Genomic DNA, 17,807 nt, shown 5'->3' with positions numbered 1-17,807 from the left:
TGAATACTTTAAAATTACGAAATACAAAAATTAAATAGAATATATATTCCAATTAATGATGTCAGGAGGAATTATAAATGAAAAATAGATTTTTTTATAATAAAGTTACAGAATTTTTACATGGAGGAGATTATAATCCAGACCAGTGGCTTGATTGTCCTGAAATATTAAAAGATGATGTACGTCTTTTAAAGCTTGCAAATTGTAACTGTGTTTCGATAAATATATTTGGATGGAGTGCAATTGAACCTGAAGAAGGAAAATATACATTTGAATGGCTTGACAAGATAATGGATGATATGGCAGCAAATAATATTCATGTAATACTTGCAACACCAAGTGGAGCAAGACCAGCATGGATGTCTGAAAAATATCCAGAGGTTTTACGTGTAAATAGTGATAGAAGCAAAAATCTTCATGGGCAAAGACACAATCATTGTTTTACATCACCAGTATATAGAAAAAAGACAAAGGAAATTAATAGAATACTTGCAGAGAGATATAAAGATCATCCAGCATTAATAATGTGGCATATTTCTAATGAATATGGTGGAGAATGCCATTGTGATTTATGTCAGGAAGCATTTAGAAACTGGCTTAAAAAGAAATATAACAATGACTTGGATAAACTTAATAAGGCTTGGTGGACAGGATTTTGGAGTCATAGATTTAATAGATGGTCACAAATAGAAAGTCCATCAGAACATGGTGAAATGTTTGTTCATGGACATAATCTTGACTGGAAAAGATTTGTTACAGATCAGACAATAGATTTCTTTAAAAACGAAATAGAACCTATAAGAGAACTAACACCAGATATTCCTGTTACAGCAAACTTCATGGGAAATTATCCGCATATGGGGTTATTTACAGGACTTGATTATTGGAAATTTGCAAAGGAAGTTGACATATTATCTTGGGACAACTATCCAGCATGGCACAATAATTTTGAAACTACAGCAGAATTAGCATCAAATGTTGGTTTTGTACATGATATTTACAGAAGTTTAGGTAATGGGAACCCTTTTTTAATCATGGAAAGCACTCCAAGCTTGGTAAACTGGCATGATGTCAATAAATTAAAACGTCCTAAAATGCATATTCTTGCATCTATACAAGGGTTAGCTCATGGTTCAGATTCTGTATTGTATTTTCAATGGAGAAAAGGAAGAGGAGCATCAGAAAAGTTTCATGGAGCAGTAGTGGATCATTGTGGACATGAAAATACAAGAGTATTTAAAGAAGTATCAGAATTAGGAAAGATTCTTGAAAACATAAAAGAAATACAGGGAGCAATTACTAAATCAGAAGTGGCTATTATTTATGATGTTGAAAATAAATGGGCAATTGATGATCTTCAAGGGCTTAAGAAGTATAGAAAAGGATATGAAGAAACCTGTCAGAAAAGTCATAGAGTATTTTGGGAAAAAGGAATATCAACTGATGTTATAAGCATGGATTGTGATTTTTCAAAATATAAACTTATAGTGGCACCTATGTTATATATGATAAAACCTAATGTGGCAGAAAGATTAAATGAATTTGTTGCAAATGGAGGAACATTAGTAACAACTTACTGGAGTGGAGTTGTTGATGAAAATGATTTATGTTTTCTTGGAGGATTTCCAGGACCATTAAGAGAGGTGACTGGAATATGGGCAGAAGAAATAGATTCTATATATGATGATGAGAGAAATCATATTAAAATTACTGATAATAGATTAAATATGAAAGAAAGTTATGAAGTTTTTGATTATTGCGAATTGATCCATGCAGAAACAGCAGAAGTTCTTGGTAAATATGAGGATGATTTTTATGGTGGAATGCCTGCGTTTACAGTTAATAAGTATGGAAATGGGAAATGTTATTATATAGCAGGAAGAACAGAACTTGATTTTAATAATGATTTTTATGAAAACATTATAAAAGAATTAGGAATTACGAGTGCTATTAATTGTGAACTTCCTAAAGGTGTAACAGCACAATCAAGAATTAAAAATGGAAATGAATATATCTTTGTTATGAATTTTAATGAGGAAGAGAAAAAGATAGATTTAGAAAAATATAAATATGAGGATATGATTTCTAAAGAAAAAACTGATGGGCAGATAGTACTTGATAGATATAGATTAAAAATATTAAAGAAAATAATTAAATAACAGATTAAAAAAACTGCTGTATTTTAAGATTATAATTGTACCGTATTTAGTAGTATTCTTTATAGATAAAATACTAAATATGGTACAATTTAATTTTTATGTGTAATTTTTTAAGATAATTAAATTTCTGTATATTCTGTAACAGCAGGAAAAGATAATTTTACTATAGTGCCTTTTTCAGGTTCACTTGTAATATTAAGTCCATAAGAATCACCATAAATTAGTTTTATTCTATCATTTACATTTTTTATACCAATACTTGTAAAATTATTGTTTTTCTTGTGTGTACTGCTATAGATATTTTTCAAGCTTTCAGAGCTCATTCCAATTCCATTATCGATAATCTCACAAATCAATTCATTATTAATTTTATTTATAAACACATTTATTAGACCATAATCCATATCAGTAAATGCATGGAAGAATGCATTTTCAATAAATGGTTGAAGGATTAATTTTGGAATTATATAATCTTCACATTCAGGCATTATAAAGAAATTTACGGTTATTTTATCACCATAACGAACATGATTTATAAGTACATAGTTTTTTAAATTCTGTATTTCTTCAGAAACTGTTATAATTTCATTTTTGTTGCTTATTGTATTTCTGAGAAGAGAAATAAATGCATCAATTACTTCTGATGATTTCGCTTTATTTTCCTGCCATACAAGCCATTTGATAGAAGATAATGTGTTGTATATAAAGTGAGGATTTATCTGCATTTGAAGAGCAGAAATTTCAGCTTTACGTTTTTCTTTTTGAATCTTCATCTGTTGTTTCACATAACTATTTAATCCATCAAGCATGTAATTGAAAGCACTGGTAAGTTCACGTACTTCAGGACTGCCATGTATAGTTATATGGTTATTGAAATCACCATTTATTATTTTGGGCATTGTTTTTGCAAGTATTAGTAAGGGACGTGTAGTTTTTCGTACAATAAAGAATGCAATAATAATAAATGTGAATGCTATAAATAAACTCAAGCATATTATTGGGAAGGTGTTATAGGCTTCATCAAGCATTTTATTTTTATCTATTATTCCTACAATATTGAAATTATAAGTAGGAAGATATTTGGATAATATTGCAGCATCTGAAGAATTAAATTTTGTATTTATATAATCAGTATTGTTATCTGTAATTTTTTTTGAAATCCTATATAAGTTTAAATCTACAGTTCCCATCTGTTTTTTTAAATTTGAAGATACGATAGTTCCATTATCAGAAATTATACAAATATCATTTCCATTACCTACAAAAGGCATGTAGTAATTTTTTAAATATTCTTGGTTTATGAAGGCGTAGACATATCCATAGATTTCTTTGGTGTATTTATTATGAAGAACTTTTATTGCAACCCATCCTCCTGATGAATTGGTTGTTTTTGTAAAACCACTGCTGTAATATTGATAAAATATCTGATTTTCATTTTCCAATGCTTTTTTTGTTATATCATTATTAAGAAGTTCTTTTGTAGTTAGAAGCATTGTGTCATTATTTTGAACATATCTCTGTTCATTTACTCCTGCAACACAAATTGTTATTCCATTTGAATCCTGTGAAGAAAGATAGTTACCAAGGGTCTTATCTATATTATATAGGGTTTTGAAATACTCCTGAGGAGATAGATGGGGATTTGTAAGAAAGTTTTGAAAATCATAACTTTCAGATACTATATCCATTGCTATAATTATTCTTGAATTTAATTCATTAAAGTTTTCAGAAATCTGACTTAAAACTTTGTAATTTGATTTGCTGAAAGTGTCTGCAATAGCTTTTTTTGAGAGTGAAATTGTTATTGTACTTATTAATACTGAAATTAATGTTATACTTATTAGAATTATTCCTGATACACGCAGAAATAAGGTTGTAGAATCAAAAAAATTTTTAAAATCATTGCGTAGTTTATTTATCATAATAATACCATTCCTTAAAAATAGTGCTGAAAAATTAAATGTTCAGAAGTAAAAGTTAGTTTTTTAAATAAGGTTTTTTCTGTATGAACTAGGAGTAAATCCTGTAAACTTTTTAAATACTTTAGAAAAGTAACTTTGGTCAGAGTATCCAACCAAGGAGCTTACAGAAGAAATAGGCATATCCTGTTTTAAAAATTCACAAGCTTTTTCAATTCTTATCTTATTTAAAAATTCATTGAATCCTTCCTGATTATGTGAACTGAAGTATGATGAAAGATAATAATAATTAAAACTGAATTTTTTTGAAACATCTGTTAAAGTTAATGGTTCAGCATAATTTTTTTGTATATATTGAATTATCTTATTAATCATATGAGAATTAAATGTATTTTCATATTTTGATATTAAGTTTTTAAAAGTATTACAGATTTCTTCACATGCACAAATTAAATCATCAGCGTAGAGTGTCTGATCGATTTTAGTAAAAAAGGTATGTTTCAATGAACTTATTTCAAATGCATCTATTTTTAATGCTTCAAGATTAGAGATGGCATTATAAGTACAGTTTTGAATTATGCTTTTTAATTCCAGTTCAGTTGAACTTTTGTCTGAAATCAAAATAGAAATATGTCTTAAAAGCATATCAAAAGCTTCTGATATATTAAGTGATGACATCAGTTCAGTAAATAATTTGAAGTTAAAGCTTTTTTCATTAATTACTGAGTTACAGGATGTATTAGTAAAAAAACATGAGTTTTTATTAAAGAAATATTGAGAACATAAGAATAGAAAATTATCTTCATACACATTTTTTATGTCTTTAAGCGAATTAAAACATTTACTTAAAACAAGAAAAATATTTGAATATTGTTCGGAAAATTTCTTTGAAAAGTTTTTCAATTCGTATATCAGATGTGAATCGTTTTCATTTTTCGCGTTTATAAGACATAAAACAATTTCGTTGTCTAAAACTATATTTTGATGTATGGCTTTTATCAAATTAGAAGAAAATAGAGTATCTAATTCAGATGTTAATGAAGAAATCATTTTATTACGTTCTTCATAATTTTTAAATAGTTTTTTTGCATTTATACCAAATAAATAAAATTTATCATATGTGAATAAATCATTTAATTCATTAAAATTAATATCTGAATTAAAACCTAGAATTAATCTTTTTAAAACAGTTTCTATATGTTGTGTATTATTTGATGATAGAGTGAAGTTATGGATTCTTTTTGCAGCCTTTTTTAAAGAGCTAAGTAATGAATCAAGTTCCAATGTAGGTTTTAGAAGATAATCTATGGCGCCATTTTGAAAAGATGATTTTACATATTCAAAATCACTATAGCTGCTTAAAATAATTATTGATATGTCTGGATAATTTTTTTGAATATATTTACTTAGTTCTATGCCGTCTATCTGTGGCATTACTATATCAGAAATAATAATGTGAGGCTTTTCGTTTTTTATCATTTCAATAGCTTCTTGTCCATTAGAAGCTTGCCCAATAATTTTAAAGCCTTCTTTTTCCCAATCTGTCATGTATTTTATTCCTTGTCTCATAATAAACTCATCATCAATAATTAAAATTTTACAAAAATCATTCAATTTTCAAGCACCTCATATTCGAAAAATAAAGTAAAAAATATATAGAATATTTTTATAGACATATAAAATTATAAAGCATTTTTAAAAGGTTTTCAAATAATATATTTTAGTAAAAAATAAGTAAAATAAATTGACTTTTTACTAAAAAGAATATAAAATTTATGTATGAAAACTATTACAAAAGGGGTGGGCGTATGTCAATAGTAAAGGAATTGTTTGGAAAAACACATGAAGGAAAAGAAATATATTCTTTTGTTATAAAAAATAATAACAATATGCAGGTAAAAATAATCAATTATGGTGCAACTGTTGTATCAATTATTGTTAAAGATAAAGATGGAAATTTTGATGATGTTGTTTTAGGTTATGACAGTCTTGAAAGATACGAAAAAGGAGATAAATATTACGGGGCAATAGTGGGAAGATGTGCAAACAGAATTGCAGGAGGACAATTTGAAATAAATGGTAAAAAGTACAAATTAAATCTCAATAATGGAAGTAACCATCATCATGGTGGAAATATTGGATTTAATAAAGTTGTTTGGAATGTGGAAAAAATAGATGGTGAGTTGAATAGTATTGAGTTGTCTTATGAAAGTCCAGATAATGAAGAAGGTTATCCAGGAAATCTTAAAGTTAGTGTAAAATATACAGTTACAGAAGATAACTCATTAAAGATAGAATATACAGCTGTAAGCGATAAAGATACAGTTGTAAATCTCACAAATCATTCATATTTTAATCTTGCAGGACATGGTTCAGGAAGGGAATCAGCTTTAAATCACATGGTTAAGATTAATTGCAGCCAATTTACAGTCAATGATAATAACTCAATACCAACAGGAGAAATACGATCTGTAGAAGGAACACCGATGGATTTTAGAAAATTTGTCAGAGTCGGTACAAACATAGATTCTGATTATGAACAGATAGTACTAGGAAATGGCTATGATCATAACTGGGTAATAAAAGATAGAAAAATAGATAAACCAGTTGCAGAGGTAATAGAAGAAAAAAGCGGAAGAAAATTAGAAGTGTTTACTACTATGCCTGGAATGCAGTTCTATAGTGCGAATTTTTTAGATGGAACTAATATTGGAAAAGGAAATGTTTCATATGAAAAAAGGGGGGCTTTATGTTTTGAAACACAATATGCTCCAAATGCTATAAATACACCTGGATTTAGATCAACCCTTCTTAAAGCTGGACAGAAATATGAAGAAAAAACAATATATAAATTTTCAGTTATTTAAATGTATAGACTTAAATTATTGATATAGAATATTTTTGTATAAAAAATTATTATTTTTTATTATGAAATTTTGAAATTAAGAAAATATATATTTTGATAATAAAATTTAAAGAAGAATTAGGAAATCTTGAAAAGATTGAATCTGCATTATTGTTATGAAATATATAGGTAACTTAAAAATATATTAGAAAAGAGGGATTATTTACATGGTAACCAAAGAATTTACACTTGACTGGCTTGAAAATCCAGAGATATTTAGAGTCAATAGAATTGATGCACATTCTGATCACTGGTTTTATGAGAATATGGAACAAATAGAATTAGAAGATAATATGCCTCTTAAACAATGTTTGAATGGTACATGGAGATTTAAATATAGTGAAAATCCAATTTTAAGACCTAAGGATTTTTTTAAAGAAGATTTTGATGTGGATGGATTTGGATATATTAAAGTTCCAGGACATATTCAATTACAGGGATATGATAAATGCCAATATATAAATACAATGTATCCATGGGAAGGCCATGATGAATTAAGACCCCCTCATATTTCAAGAACTTATAATCCAGTGGGAAGCTATGTTAAGTATTTTGAAGTTGAAGAAGAATTGAAAGGCAAACAGACTTTTATCTCATTTCAAGGAGTTGAAACAGCTTTTTATGTATGGTTAAATGGCGAATTTGTTGGATATAGTGAAGATACATTTACACCTTCAGAATTTGATATTACAGAGTATTTAAAGGAAGGTTCAAACAAGCTTGCTGTTGAAGTTTATAAAAGAAGTAGTGCAAGCTGGATTGAAGATCAGGATTTCTGGAGGTTTTCAGGAATATTTAGAGATGTGTATTTATATGCAGTTCCCCAAACTCATATAAATGATATATTTGTGAAAACAGAATTGAGTAATGATTATAAGAATGCTGAATTAAATGCGGAGTTAAAGATTACAGGTGAAATTAAAGGATGTTTAGAAGCTTATTTAGAAGATGAAGATGGAGGCAGAATAACACAATCAGTAAAAATACCTGTATCAGAAAATTCAAGGTTATCATTAAAAGTTAATCATGTTAAGCTTTGGAGTGCAGAAGAACCTAATTTATATACTTTAAATATTTTAGTAAAGGATGCAGAAGGAAATCTGGTTGAAGTTGTTCCACAAAAAGTAGGATTCAGACATTTTGAACTTATTGATAAAATCATGAAACTTAACGGAAAGAGAATTGTATTTAAAGGAGTAAATCGTCATGAATTCAGTGCAAGACGTGGACGTTCAATAACAAAAGAAGACATGCTCTATGATATAAAATTTATGAAGAGACATAATATAAATGCAGTAAGAACTTCTCATTATCCAAATCAAAGTTTATGGTACAGACTTTGTGATAAATATGGGATTTATCTTATTGATGAAACCAATCTTGAAAGTCATGGATCATGGCAGAAGATGGGGAAGTGTTCACCTGAATGGAATGTTCCAGGGAACCTTCCAGAGTGGCAGGAATGTGTTTTAGATAGAGCAAAATCAATGCTTGAACGTGATAAAAATCATCCTTCAGTACTTATATGGTCTTGTGGAAACGAATCTTATGCAGGTGAAGATATTTTCCAAATGTCAGAATATTTCAGAAAAAAAGATCCATCTCGTATTGTTCATTATGAAGGTGTTTTCTGGAATAGGGAATATGATAAGATAAGTGATATGGAAAGTAGAATGTATGCAAAGGCAGCAGAAATTGAAGAATATTTAAATAATAATCCACAAAAACCATACATAAGCTGTGAATATATGCATGCTATGGGGAATTCTTGTGGAGGATTAAAAAAATATATAGAACTTGAAGATAAATATCAAATGTATCAAGGAGGATTTATATGGGATTATGGTGATCAGGCTCTTTATAGAGTAGATCCAGATGGAAAAGAAGTTTTAGCATATGGCGGCGACTTTACAGACAGACCAAGTGATTATAATTTTTCTGGAAATGGATTGATATTTGCAGATAGAACAGAATCACCTAAAGCTCAAGAAGTTAAACATTTATATCAGAACATAAAATTAATACTTGATTCAAAAGGTGTTTTGATTAAAAATGAAAATCTTTTTATATGTACTGATAAATATGATTTAAAATTTACGGTGGAAAAAGAAGATAAGCTGTTACAGTGTGGAGACATCGATGTTTCAGTATCTGCTGGAGAAGAAAAATATGTTGAGCTTCCTTTAGATGATTATAGTAACGAAAAGGAAGTTATAGTGACTGTTTCTGCATTATTAAAACATGATGAATTATGGGCAGAAGCAGGCTATGAAGTGGCTTTTGGTCAAACTGTTTTAAAAGGAAATGTTAAAGAAGATAAATTAAAAAAATCTCATTTTAAAATTGTACATGGAGATGTAAATATAGGTATTCATGGAGCAGACTTTAAAGTTATATTTTCTAAGCAAGAAGGTGGAATAGTATCTTTAAGATATGGTGGAAAGGAATTTATAACAAGAGTTCCTAAAACTTATTACTGGAGAGCTACTACTGATAATGACAGAGGAAATGGACATGAATTTAGATGTATACAATGGATGGGAGCTACAATAGGACAAAAGCTTTGTGATTTTTCAATGAACGAAAAAGATGATTCAATAACTATAAAGTACACTTATAAGCTTCCGACAATTCCATCTACAAAAGTTGATATTACTTATATTATTGAAGAGGATGGAATTATTGAGGTAAAGGTATTTTATCATGGAGTGAAGGGATTGCCAGAGCTTCCTGTATTGGGAATGAATTTTAGATTATTGAAAGAATTTAATTCATTTAAGTGGTATGGAAAAGGAAAGGAAGAAAACTATATTGATAGATGTGAAGGTGCAAAATTAGGTGTATTTAGCAGTACTCCAATGAAGAATCTATCTAAGTATCTAGTTCCTCAAGAATGTGGAAACAGAACAGATACAAGATGGCTTGAAGTTAAAAATAAATATGGAAATGGATTAATATTTTCATATGATAAGGTTCCATTTGAATTTAGTGTTTTACCTTATAATTGTATGGAACTTGAAAATGCACTTCATCAAGAAGAACTTCCACCAATTACATTTACTAATGTCAATATAATTGGAAAACAAATGGGTGTTGGAGGAGATGATAGCTGGGGTGCGCCTGTATTAGAAGAATACTGTATAGATTCAAGCAATGATATTGAATACTCATTTAAAATTTCAGGTATAAAATAAAATTTAAAAAATTTAGGAAAAGGCTGTTGCATAAAAAGGAAAGTTTGTTCAGTAGTGATTTTAGAGATTAACTGTTGAACATATAAACTCGGTTTTGTGCAGCAGTCTATTATTTTGGTATAATTATTTTAAAAAATTAAAGGAATGGGCGGCTATAATTTTAAAGTGAGATGTTATTAGTAAAAAGGGTGAAATAAGTTTGAATATTAAAAGTAATTTGAAAAAGATAGTATGTTCAGTGCTTGCATTAATAAATATATTATTTAATTTGAAAGGATGTTCAGTAGTATCCAATATTTCTATATTTAAAGAAAAATCATTGGAAATTACATTTATGAATATAGGAAAAGCAGACTGCATATTGATAACAGCAGGAGACAAAGCAATTTTAATAGATACAGGCTTGAACAGTACAAAAGATAATGTTGTTTCAGAATTAAGAAAAAAAGGAGTTTGTGATTTAGAATGCCTTATTCTTACACATATGGATAAAGATCATATTGGAGGGGCTCCATCTATATTAAATAATTTCAATGTTAAGAAAGTTGTTCAGGCAGATTATAAAAAAGATAGCAAGCAGTATGATAAATATGTTGAGTCTTTAGCATCAAATGATATAACACCAGTTTTGCTTCATGAAGAAATTAGTGTAGATCTAAAGGATGTAAAAATAAATATATATCCAGCTTTGAAAAAAGAATATTCAAAATCTAATGACTATTCTATAATTACAGAAGTGCTTTATGGCAAGTACAGTTTTCTATTTATGGGAGATGCAGAAGAAGAACGTCTTTTAGAATTTATGAATATGAATAATAAGGATTATGATGTTGTAAAAATTCCACATCATGGGAGAGAAAGTTCAGTAAGTGAGGAATTTATAGGTTCTATAAAACCATCATATGCAGTAATAACATGTTCAGAGGAAGATAGTCCTGACGATTCTATAATGGAAATCTTAGAGAAATATGATGTAAAAACTTTTTTAACATCAAATGGGGATGTTGTAATGACATGTGATGGAAATAATATTAATATTGTTCAATAAAAACGTCAAGAATATAAAAAACCTAAATATATTTCAAAAAATTGAAAATAAATATTTATATGTGGATATTTCATAATCATAATTTTATATAATTTGGTTTAAGATATAGTGCCCATATTAATTTAACATATACTATATGTTGAGTTAGATTTTGTACTTATGCCAATATGAAAAGTCCTCATATATTAAACTTTACTCAATTTGAAGAATATCTTAAAATTTATTATGTGTAAAATGTACTAAAGAAAAAAGAGGTGGAATTATGAAACGATTTTTAAGGGAAAAGGTTCTGAAAGCAGCAGATACGCTTGAAACTATAATTGGAATACTTCTTACTATAATAATTGGTATATTAGTAATATACTTAATTGGAGATATGAAATCTGTAGTTGGAATTAATTCGGGAATAGAATCTTTTAATGATTATCTTGCATTAGCTTTTAATCTTGTAATAGGGATAGAGTTCATAAAAATGCTTTGTAAACATACTCCTGAAACTGTAATAGAAGTACTGCTATTTGCAATTGCAAGGAAGCTAATAGTTGAGCATACATCAACAATTGAAAATTTGATTGGTATAATATCTATAGGAATATTATTTGCTACAAGAAAATATCTATTCTATAATTTTGATGAAGTGGATAAAACTATCTACCGAGGAAATGAGAGAATAAAAAGAATAAATTTACTAGAACATATAGATATACCGTATGAAGATAAAGAAGATACATTAGAAGATGTTATTTTAAAACAGATAGAAGAAAGAAATCTAGAGCTTGGAACAGGATTATGTATTTATTATCCAGGATTTGCATTAAGAGTAGCAAAGGTGAAAAATCATGTTATTACAAGAGTTGAAGTTATACGTTCTATAAAAAAGAAGTAATATGAAGATTTTATTTTTGAAAATTCTTACTACTAATATGCAAAGATTAATAAGTATACAGTTTTTATTTATTGATGTATAATATGCAATTAATGTGAAAAATATTCTGTAAAAATACTCAAACTGATACAGGATGTTTTTATTATTAAAGATATTAATTTTTGAAAATTTAAACTGTAGTAAGACGAACAAGGGGGCTTATATATGGAAAAAGACCGAAGTACAAAAGGACTGATAGTTTCTGCGGCATGGGAACTCTTTTATAAAAAAGGATATGATAATACTACAGTAGATGAAATAATAGAACGTTCTCATACTTCAAAAGGGGCATTTTATCACTATTTTAAAGGAAAAGATTCGCTTTTAAGTTCTCTTTCATATTTATTTGATGAAAAATATGAAATGTTAATAAAACAGATAGATGAGAATATGAATAGTTTTGATAAATTAATTTATCTAAATAGGGAATTGTTTAAAATGATAGATGAAAGTGTATCTATGGAACTTCTAGCATCATTGTATTCATCACAACTCATAACTAATGGAGAAAAACATCTTCTTGATGAAAATCGTGTTTATTATAGACTTTTAAAGAAAATTATATGTGAGGGGCAGGAAAGAGGAGAAATAAAAAATGACATATCTAGTGATGAAATTATGAAAGTATATGCATTGTGTGAAAGAGGACTCATATATGACTGGTGCATGAATAAAGGAACATATTCTCTTAGCGTTTATAGTTCTAAGATGATGCCAATGTTTTTGAAAGAATATAGAGTATAAAATTTATTCAGTATAAAAGTATAGCTATCTAATTTGAGGTTTGACAATAAAATTATATAGTAGTAATATTATGTTAAGCAAAGAAGTCAATTAAGAGTTTCTTTGCTTTTTTTGATGCAAAGGAAAATATTTTTACATTATTTATAACTTATGATAAACAATTATAATTTAAAACCTTTAGGGTGGTGATATCATGAAGAAAGAGGTTATTTTTCAATTAAATTCATTATATAGAGATGATTTCAGAGTTACTGGATATAAATTTGGAAAAGGACATAAAACAGCATGCATAGTTGGTGCTATGAGAGGAAATGAGGTACAGCAGCTGTATACGTGTTCACAGCTAATAAGTGAATTGGAAATATTAGAGAAGAGAGGTTATATAGCAAAAAATAATGAAATATTAGTAATCCCATGTGTGAACAATTATGCGATGAATATAGGAAAACGCTTTTGGACATCTGATAACAGGGATATAAATAGAATGTTTTCAAAAAATGAATCTCCATGCACAGCCAAAATAATAGCACAGAATGTATTTGAAAATATAAAGGAATATAGTTATGGAATACAATTTGCAAGTTTTTATATGAAAGGTACATTTATTCCTCATGTAAGAATGATGAAAACAGGACACGAAAGTCCTAATTTGGCAAATTTATTTGGATTAAAATATGTACTCATAAGAGAACCGAATTCATTTGAAACATCAACCTTAAACTATAATTGGCAGATGCTGAACACCAATGCTTTTTCAATTTATACTAATGCTACAGAACACATAGATGAGAAATCAGCCCAACATGCAGTTGTTGCAGTATTAAGATTTTTAACCAGGATTGGAATTGTAAAATATAACTGTCATAATGGGTATATAGCAAGTTTAATAAATGAAGAAGATTTGAATAATGTAGTATCTCATACAAGTGGCATATATAGGAGATTAAAAAATCCGGGAGATGAAGTTGAAAAGGGAGAATTGCTTGCAGAAATATTAGATCCTTATGAAGGAAATGTGATTTCAAAAATAATTTCACCAATAGATGGTGTTATTTTCTTTGCTCATGTTTCACCACTAATAATGGAAAATATTGTAGCGTATAAAATAATAGAAAGAATTTATGAATAAATTATATTAATGTACATAAAATAACAATATTATTGACATGAAGTAAAACTATTGATATTATATAAAGCATACTAAAGAGATAGGAATTATTAGCGAAAGAGGAGATAATAATGAACAGTACATTTTTTTCTGATTTTATTATGATAACCAGCTTTATGCCAGTACTATTTATAGTGCTGATGATAGGATTGTTTTTCATAATAAGACAGATGGAGAAGAAAAAAGTTAATTTTTCTAAACGTATGATAACTGCTACAATACTAGGTCTTGTTTTAGGAATAGTAATACAGATTGCAGCTGGTTTTCCGCAAGATATTGAGTCTGTAGTATGGATAAATGAAACTGTAAAATGGTACAGTTTGGTTGGCTCAGGATTTATGGATTTATTAAAAATGCTTGTTGTTCCTTTAATATTTTTGTCCATAATAAGAGTAATCATAAACATGAAAGCTGATCAGAATCTTGGAAAGCTGACATCAAGGACTTTATTGATACTTTTAAGTACAACTGCAATGTCGGCGATAGTAGGAATAATTATTGGAAATTTATTTAAACTTGGAGTTGGTGAAGTAGTTGTAGAGACTCAAAGTGAAATGAAAGAAATAGCGTCTATAGTTGATACACTTAGAGGTCTTATACCATCAAATCCTGTAAAAGCAATGGCTGAGGCTAATGTTGTTGGAGTTGTAATATTTGCTGGTTTTATAGGTATTGCTATAAAGAGGCTTACTAAGAAGTATTATGATGTTGTAAAGCCTGCAATAGATTTAGTTGAAGCTGGATATAAAATAATAACCAGCGTAGCAATGACAATTATAAAATTTATGCCTTATGCTGTTATAGCGCTTCTTGCAAATACAATAGCAAGCAGAGGTGTAAGTGCTATAATAGGAGTGACTAAATTTATAATAGCTATATATGTTAGTGTTGCCATAGTTTTTGTTCTGCATATGATAATAATAGCTTTAAATGGACTTAATCCATTTAAATATGTGAAAAATGTATCAGAACCATTAATACTTGCATTTACATCCCGTTCGAGTCTTGGAACACTTCCTGTAACAATTGAAGCTTTAACAGAAAAAGCGGGAATTGATAATGGAATTTCAAGTTTTGTAGGAAGTCTTGGATCTAATATGGGGATGAATGGATGTGCAGCAATATATCCAGCACTGATGGCAGTAACATTGGCAAACATGTCAGGGACTCCTATGGATTTAAGTTTCTATGGAATGCTGCTGGTTATAATTATAATAAGTTCCCTTGGAATAGCAGGTCTTCCTGGAACAGCAACAATGGCTGTTTCAGTAGTTATATCAGGAATGGGAATGGGTGCATATTTCCCTCTTCTTGGAGGAATTATAGCAATAGATCCTATTATAGATATGGGAAGAACAATGATAAATGTAAATGGAACTATGGTAACTGCGGTGAGTGTTGCAAAAAAATTCCAAAGTATAGATGAAAAAATATATAATAATTAAAATTAAGTACTCAGCTTTTGCTGAGTACTTATTTATTGTGTAAAAATATGTTATTATGAAATAAGAAAACAATTTCTATACAGATATTGTTAATATTAAAAATAATCATGGGGGGATATAGAATGAAAGAAATATTAAAAAAGACAATTGTAATTATGGCTGCTTTTTGTACATTATTTACAATAGTGCCAGCTGTAGATATTGATTGTTTTACTAATGAAGCATATGCGAAAAGTTCAAGTGGCCAGCTTACCAGGTTGAAACTGAAAAAATCAAGTGGAGGAAGCATACAATTATACGATGATGATGATTATAAGAAAAAAAATGAAGTAGATGATGATGAAGTTCAACCTGACACAAGATATTATGCAAAGACAACTTCATCAAAAATAAAGATAGATGTTGATGGTGTTGATGATGACTATGTAAGACTTTTTGTAAGTGAAAAAAGTTCACAGAAGGGTGTAAAAGTTGGAAAGACAGCAAGTTTATCATCTGGAACAAATAAAATTACAGTAAGGGTATATAATTCAGATCCAGGATCATCAGTAAAGTATAAAGATGATGATGATGTAAGTGAAGAATATACTATAAGATTAAAATATACTGGTAATGATGACGATGATGACGACGATGATTATGATGATGTTTATTTAAAAAGCATCACATTAAGTGATGGAGAAATAGATTTTTCTAAAAGAACATCTAAATACGATGTGTATGTCAATAATTCAGTCGATGAAATAAGAATAAAAGCAAAACCAGACGACGATGATTATACAGTTACAATTGATGGTTCAGAAGTTGATGAAGATGATGAGTATAAGAGAAAAGTTTCATTAAATAAAGGAAAAAATACTATTGAAATTGAAGTAGAAGATGAAGATGCGGATGAAGATAGAACTTACACATTATATATTTACAGAGGAGATTATAATAATACAAGCAGTAATATAAATATAAATAATGGAAGCAGTCAATACAATCCTGTCACATCAAGTCCTGTTATTTCAACACAGCCTAATTATCAGCCTACAAATTCAAAGGTAAATCAATGGGTAACTGTTAATGGAAAATGGCAGTATTTTGATTCATTGGGTAAACCAGTTACAAGCAAATGGTTTTTAGATAGTAATGGGAAATATTATTATCTTGGTGCTGATGGTAATATGGCCACAGGATGGATATATTTAAGTGGAAAGTGGTATCTTCTTGATGGAAGTGGAGCCATGCTTAAAGGATGGCAGTATTCAAATGGAAAATGGTATTATTTAAATCCAGCTAATGGAGAAATGGTTACAAATTCATATGTTGGTTCATATAAAGTTGATTCAACAGGTGCTTTAGTGAGATAATTATAAATCTATTTTGCTATGAATTCTTGTGATATATGGTATCTAAATACATTGTAATTTCCATGAAGGGAAAGTCAATTTTTCATATTAATGTATATTAAGAAAAATTTAAGAAGAATTTATTGTTTTAATTAACATATAAATTCAAATATACTATATAATAGAATTGTACACAGAAAATAGAAGTAAGTGTATAAAATATTTATTATTTTGGGAGTGATTAGAATGAAGTTAAAAAGGACATTAGCTCTAATTATGGGAGCTGCATTAAGCGTTACAAGTTTAGCAGGATGTAGTCAAACTACATTAAATTATGCTGATGAACTTGCAAAAACACAAAAATGGGAAGCAATATCATCAGAAGTTAATGGAAAGGTATCAATTGATACAGCATTAGCTAAAGGAGATATAAGCTTTACATCAACAGGATATTCAGAAGGAAATAAAGGATATGCAAAAGTAGATTTTAAAGCAGATGATGCAATTAATTTAAAAATACCTTCAATTGAAGTATATGTTGATTCTGATACAGCGTATATAAATAAAAGCTATTATGAAGGTATATACACATTAAATGGACAAGAAGTTCCTCAAGGCTTAAAAGATATAAAGGCAGATTATATTGCTATGGATTCAGGAGCTGATGCTGAACAATTAAAAGCATTAACAGGCGGAAGCGAATCATTAATAAACTTAGGAAAACTTGTTTTTGGAGATAGTGATATAGATTTACCATATACTCAAAATGGAAGAGAATATACTATTAATCTTAACAGTGATGAAGCTGTAGATTTAGGAGTAAAAGGAATAAAGGCTGCTGCTAGCAATCTTGAAAATATAAATAAGACATTTAATCTTGGATTAACATCAGAAGATATGTCAGAAATTAAGAATGCCGTTGCAGATTCATCATTTGATGCTACAATTGCAAATATAAAAGAAAGT

At 28.6% G+C, this 17,807-nt stretch carries 12 protein-coding genes; 10 read left to right on the top strand and 2 right to left on the bottom strand.

Features of this window, described 5'->3' with window-relative positions; translation table 11 throughout:
• Positions 1-77 precede the first annotated feature (77 nt).
• A complete protein-coding gene (locus Q0F58_RS06420; RefSeq protein WP_294373907.1) occupies positions 78-2,159 on the top strand; it encodes a beta-galactosidase in 2,082 nt (693 codons plus the stop codon).
• Positions 2,160-2,278: 119 nt separating this feature from the next.
• Here the strand turns inward: Q0F58_RS06420 and Q0F58_RS06415 are convergent, their stop codons facing one another.
• Together Q0F58_RS06415 and Q0F58_RS06410 are read right to left on the bottom strand one after the other, a co-directional pair.
• Complete coding sequence (locus Q0F58_RS06415; protein WP_294373904.1) at positions 2,279-4,081, bottom strand: sensor histidine kinase; 1,803 nt, start codon at positions 4,079-4,081, stop codon at positions 2,279-2,281.
• Positions 4,082-4,144: 63 nt separating this feature from the next.
• Positions 4,145-5,692, bottom strand: coding sequence for a response regulator (locus Q0F58_RS06410; RefSeq protein WP_294373903.1), 1,548 nt, complete (start codon positions 5,690-5,692; stop codon positions 4,145-4,147).
• A 194-nt stretch (positions 5,693-5,886) separates the two neighbouring features.
• Here Q0F58_RS06410 and Q0F58_RS06405 point away from each other — a divergent pair, with 194 nt between their 5' ends.
• The 9 genes from Q0F58_RS06405 to Q0F58_RS06365 all read left to right on the top strand — a co-directional run.
• Positions 5,887-6,945: an aldose epimerase family protein gene (locus Q0F58_RS06405; RefSeq protein WP_294373900.1), complete on the top strand. Its 1,059-nt coding sequence runs from the start codon at positions 5,887-5,889 to the stop codon at positions 6,943-6,945.
• Between the two features lie 205 nt (positions 6,946-7,150).
• Positions 7,151-10,177: a glycoside hydrolase family 2 TIM barrel-domain containing protein gene (locus tag Q0F58_RS06400; RefSeq protein WP_294373896.1), complete on the top strand. Its 3,027-nt coding sequence runs from the start codon at positions 7,151-7,153 to the stop codon at positions 10,175-10,177.
• Between the two features lie 199 nt (positions 10,178-10,376).
• Positions 10,377-11,225, top strand: a complete 849-nt coding sequence (locus Q0F58_RS06395; protein ID WP_294373893.1) for a ComEC/Rec2 family competence protein — start codon at positions 10,377-10,379, stop codon at positions 11,223-11,225.
• 262 nt (positions 11,226-11,487) lie between these two features.
• Positions 11,488-12,111 (top strand): hypothetical protein, encoded by a 624-nt coding sequence (locus Q0F58_RS06390; protein ID WP_294373890.1) that lies wholly within the window; start codon positions 11,488-11,490, stop codon positions 12,109-12,111.
• A 204-nt stretch (positions 12,112-12,315) separates the two neighbouring features.
• Positions 12,316-12,894: a TetR/AcrR family transcriptional regulator gene (locus Q0F58_RS06385; RefSeq protein ID WP_294373887.1), complete on the top strand. Its 579-nt coding sequence runs from the start codon at positions 12,316-12,318 to the stop codon at positions 12,892-12,894.
• Positions 12,895-13,087: 193 nt separating this feature from the next.
• Complete coding sequence (locus Q0F58_RS06380) at positions 13,088-14,023, top strand: M14 family metallopeptidase (RefSeq protein WP_294373884.1); 936 nt, start codon at positions 13,088-13,090, stop codon at positions 14,021-14,023.
• A 110-nt stretch (positions 14,024-14,133) separates the two neighbouring features.
• A complete protein-coding gene (locus Q0F58_RS06375) occupies positions 14,134-15,507 on the top strand; it encodes a cation:dicarboxylate symporter family transporter (protein WP_294373882.1) in 1,374 nt (457 codons plus the stop codon).
• Between the two features lie 122 nt (positions 15,508-15,629).
• Entirely contained in the window at positions 15,630-16,862 is a 1,233-nt protein-coding gene (locus tag Q0F58_RS06370; protein ID WP_294373880.1) for a cadherin-like beta sandwich domain-containing protein, read from the top strand.
• A gap of 225 nt (positions 16,863-17,087) precedes the next feature.
• The coding region (locus tag Q0F58_RS06365) for a hypothetical protein (RefSeq protein ID WP_294373878.1) at positions 17,088-17,807 on the top strand (720 nt) is incomplete at its 3' end.

The organism is uncultured Clostridium sp. (assembly GCF_934754915.1).
GTDB lineage: Bacteria > Bacillota > Clostridia > Clostridiales > Clostridiaceae > Clostridium.
Note: the sequence above shows the minus strand (reverse complement) of the source record. Positions and strands in the feature narration are given on the sequence as shown.

Coding starts and splice junctions, on each gene's coding strand:
- Q0F58_RS06405 (WP_294373900.1), top strand. CDS start 5,887: ATGTCAATAGTAAAGGAATTGTTTGGAAAAACACATGAAGGAAAAGAA.
- Q0F58_RS06380 (WP_294373884.1), top strand. CDS start 13,088: ATGAAGAAAGAGGTTATTTTTCAATTAAATTCATTATATAGAGATGAT.
- Q0F58_RS06390 (WP_294373890.1), top strand. CDS start 11,488: ATGAAACGATTTTTAAGGGAAAAGGTTCTGAAAGCAGCAGATACGCTT.
- Q0F58_RS06420 (WP_294373907.1), top strand. CDS start 78: ATGAAAAATAGATTTTTTTATAATAAAGTTACAGAATTTTTACATGGA.
- Q0F58_RS06375 (WP_294373882.1), top strand. CDS start 14,134: ATGAACAGTACATTTTTTTCTGATTTTATTATGATAACCAGCTTTATG.
- Q0F58_RS06415 (WP_294373904.1), bottom strand. CDS start 4,081: ATGATAAATAAACTACGCAATGATTTTAAAAATTTTTTTGATTCTACA.
- Q0F58_RS06385 (WP_294373887.1), top strand. CDS start 12,316: ATGGAAAAAGACCGAAGTACAAAAGGACTGATAGTTTCTGCGGCATGG.
- Q0F58_RS06400 (WP_294373896.1), top strand. CDS start 7,151: ATGGTAACCAAAGAATTTACACTTGACTGGCTTGAAAATCCAGAGATA.
- Q0F58_RS06370 (WP_294373880.1), top strand. CDS start 15,630: ATGAAAGAAATATTAAAAAAGACAATTGTAATTATGGCTGCTTTTTGT.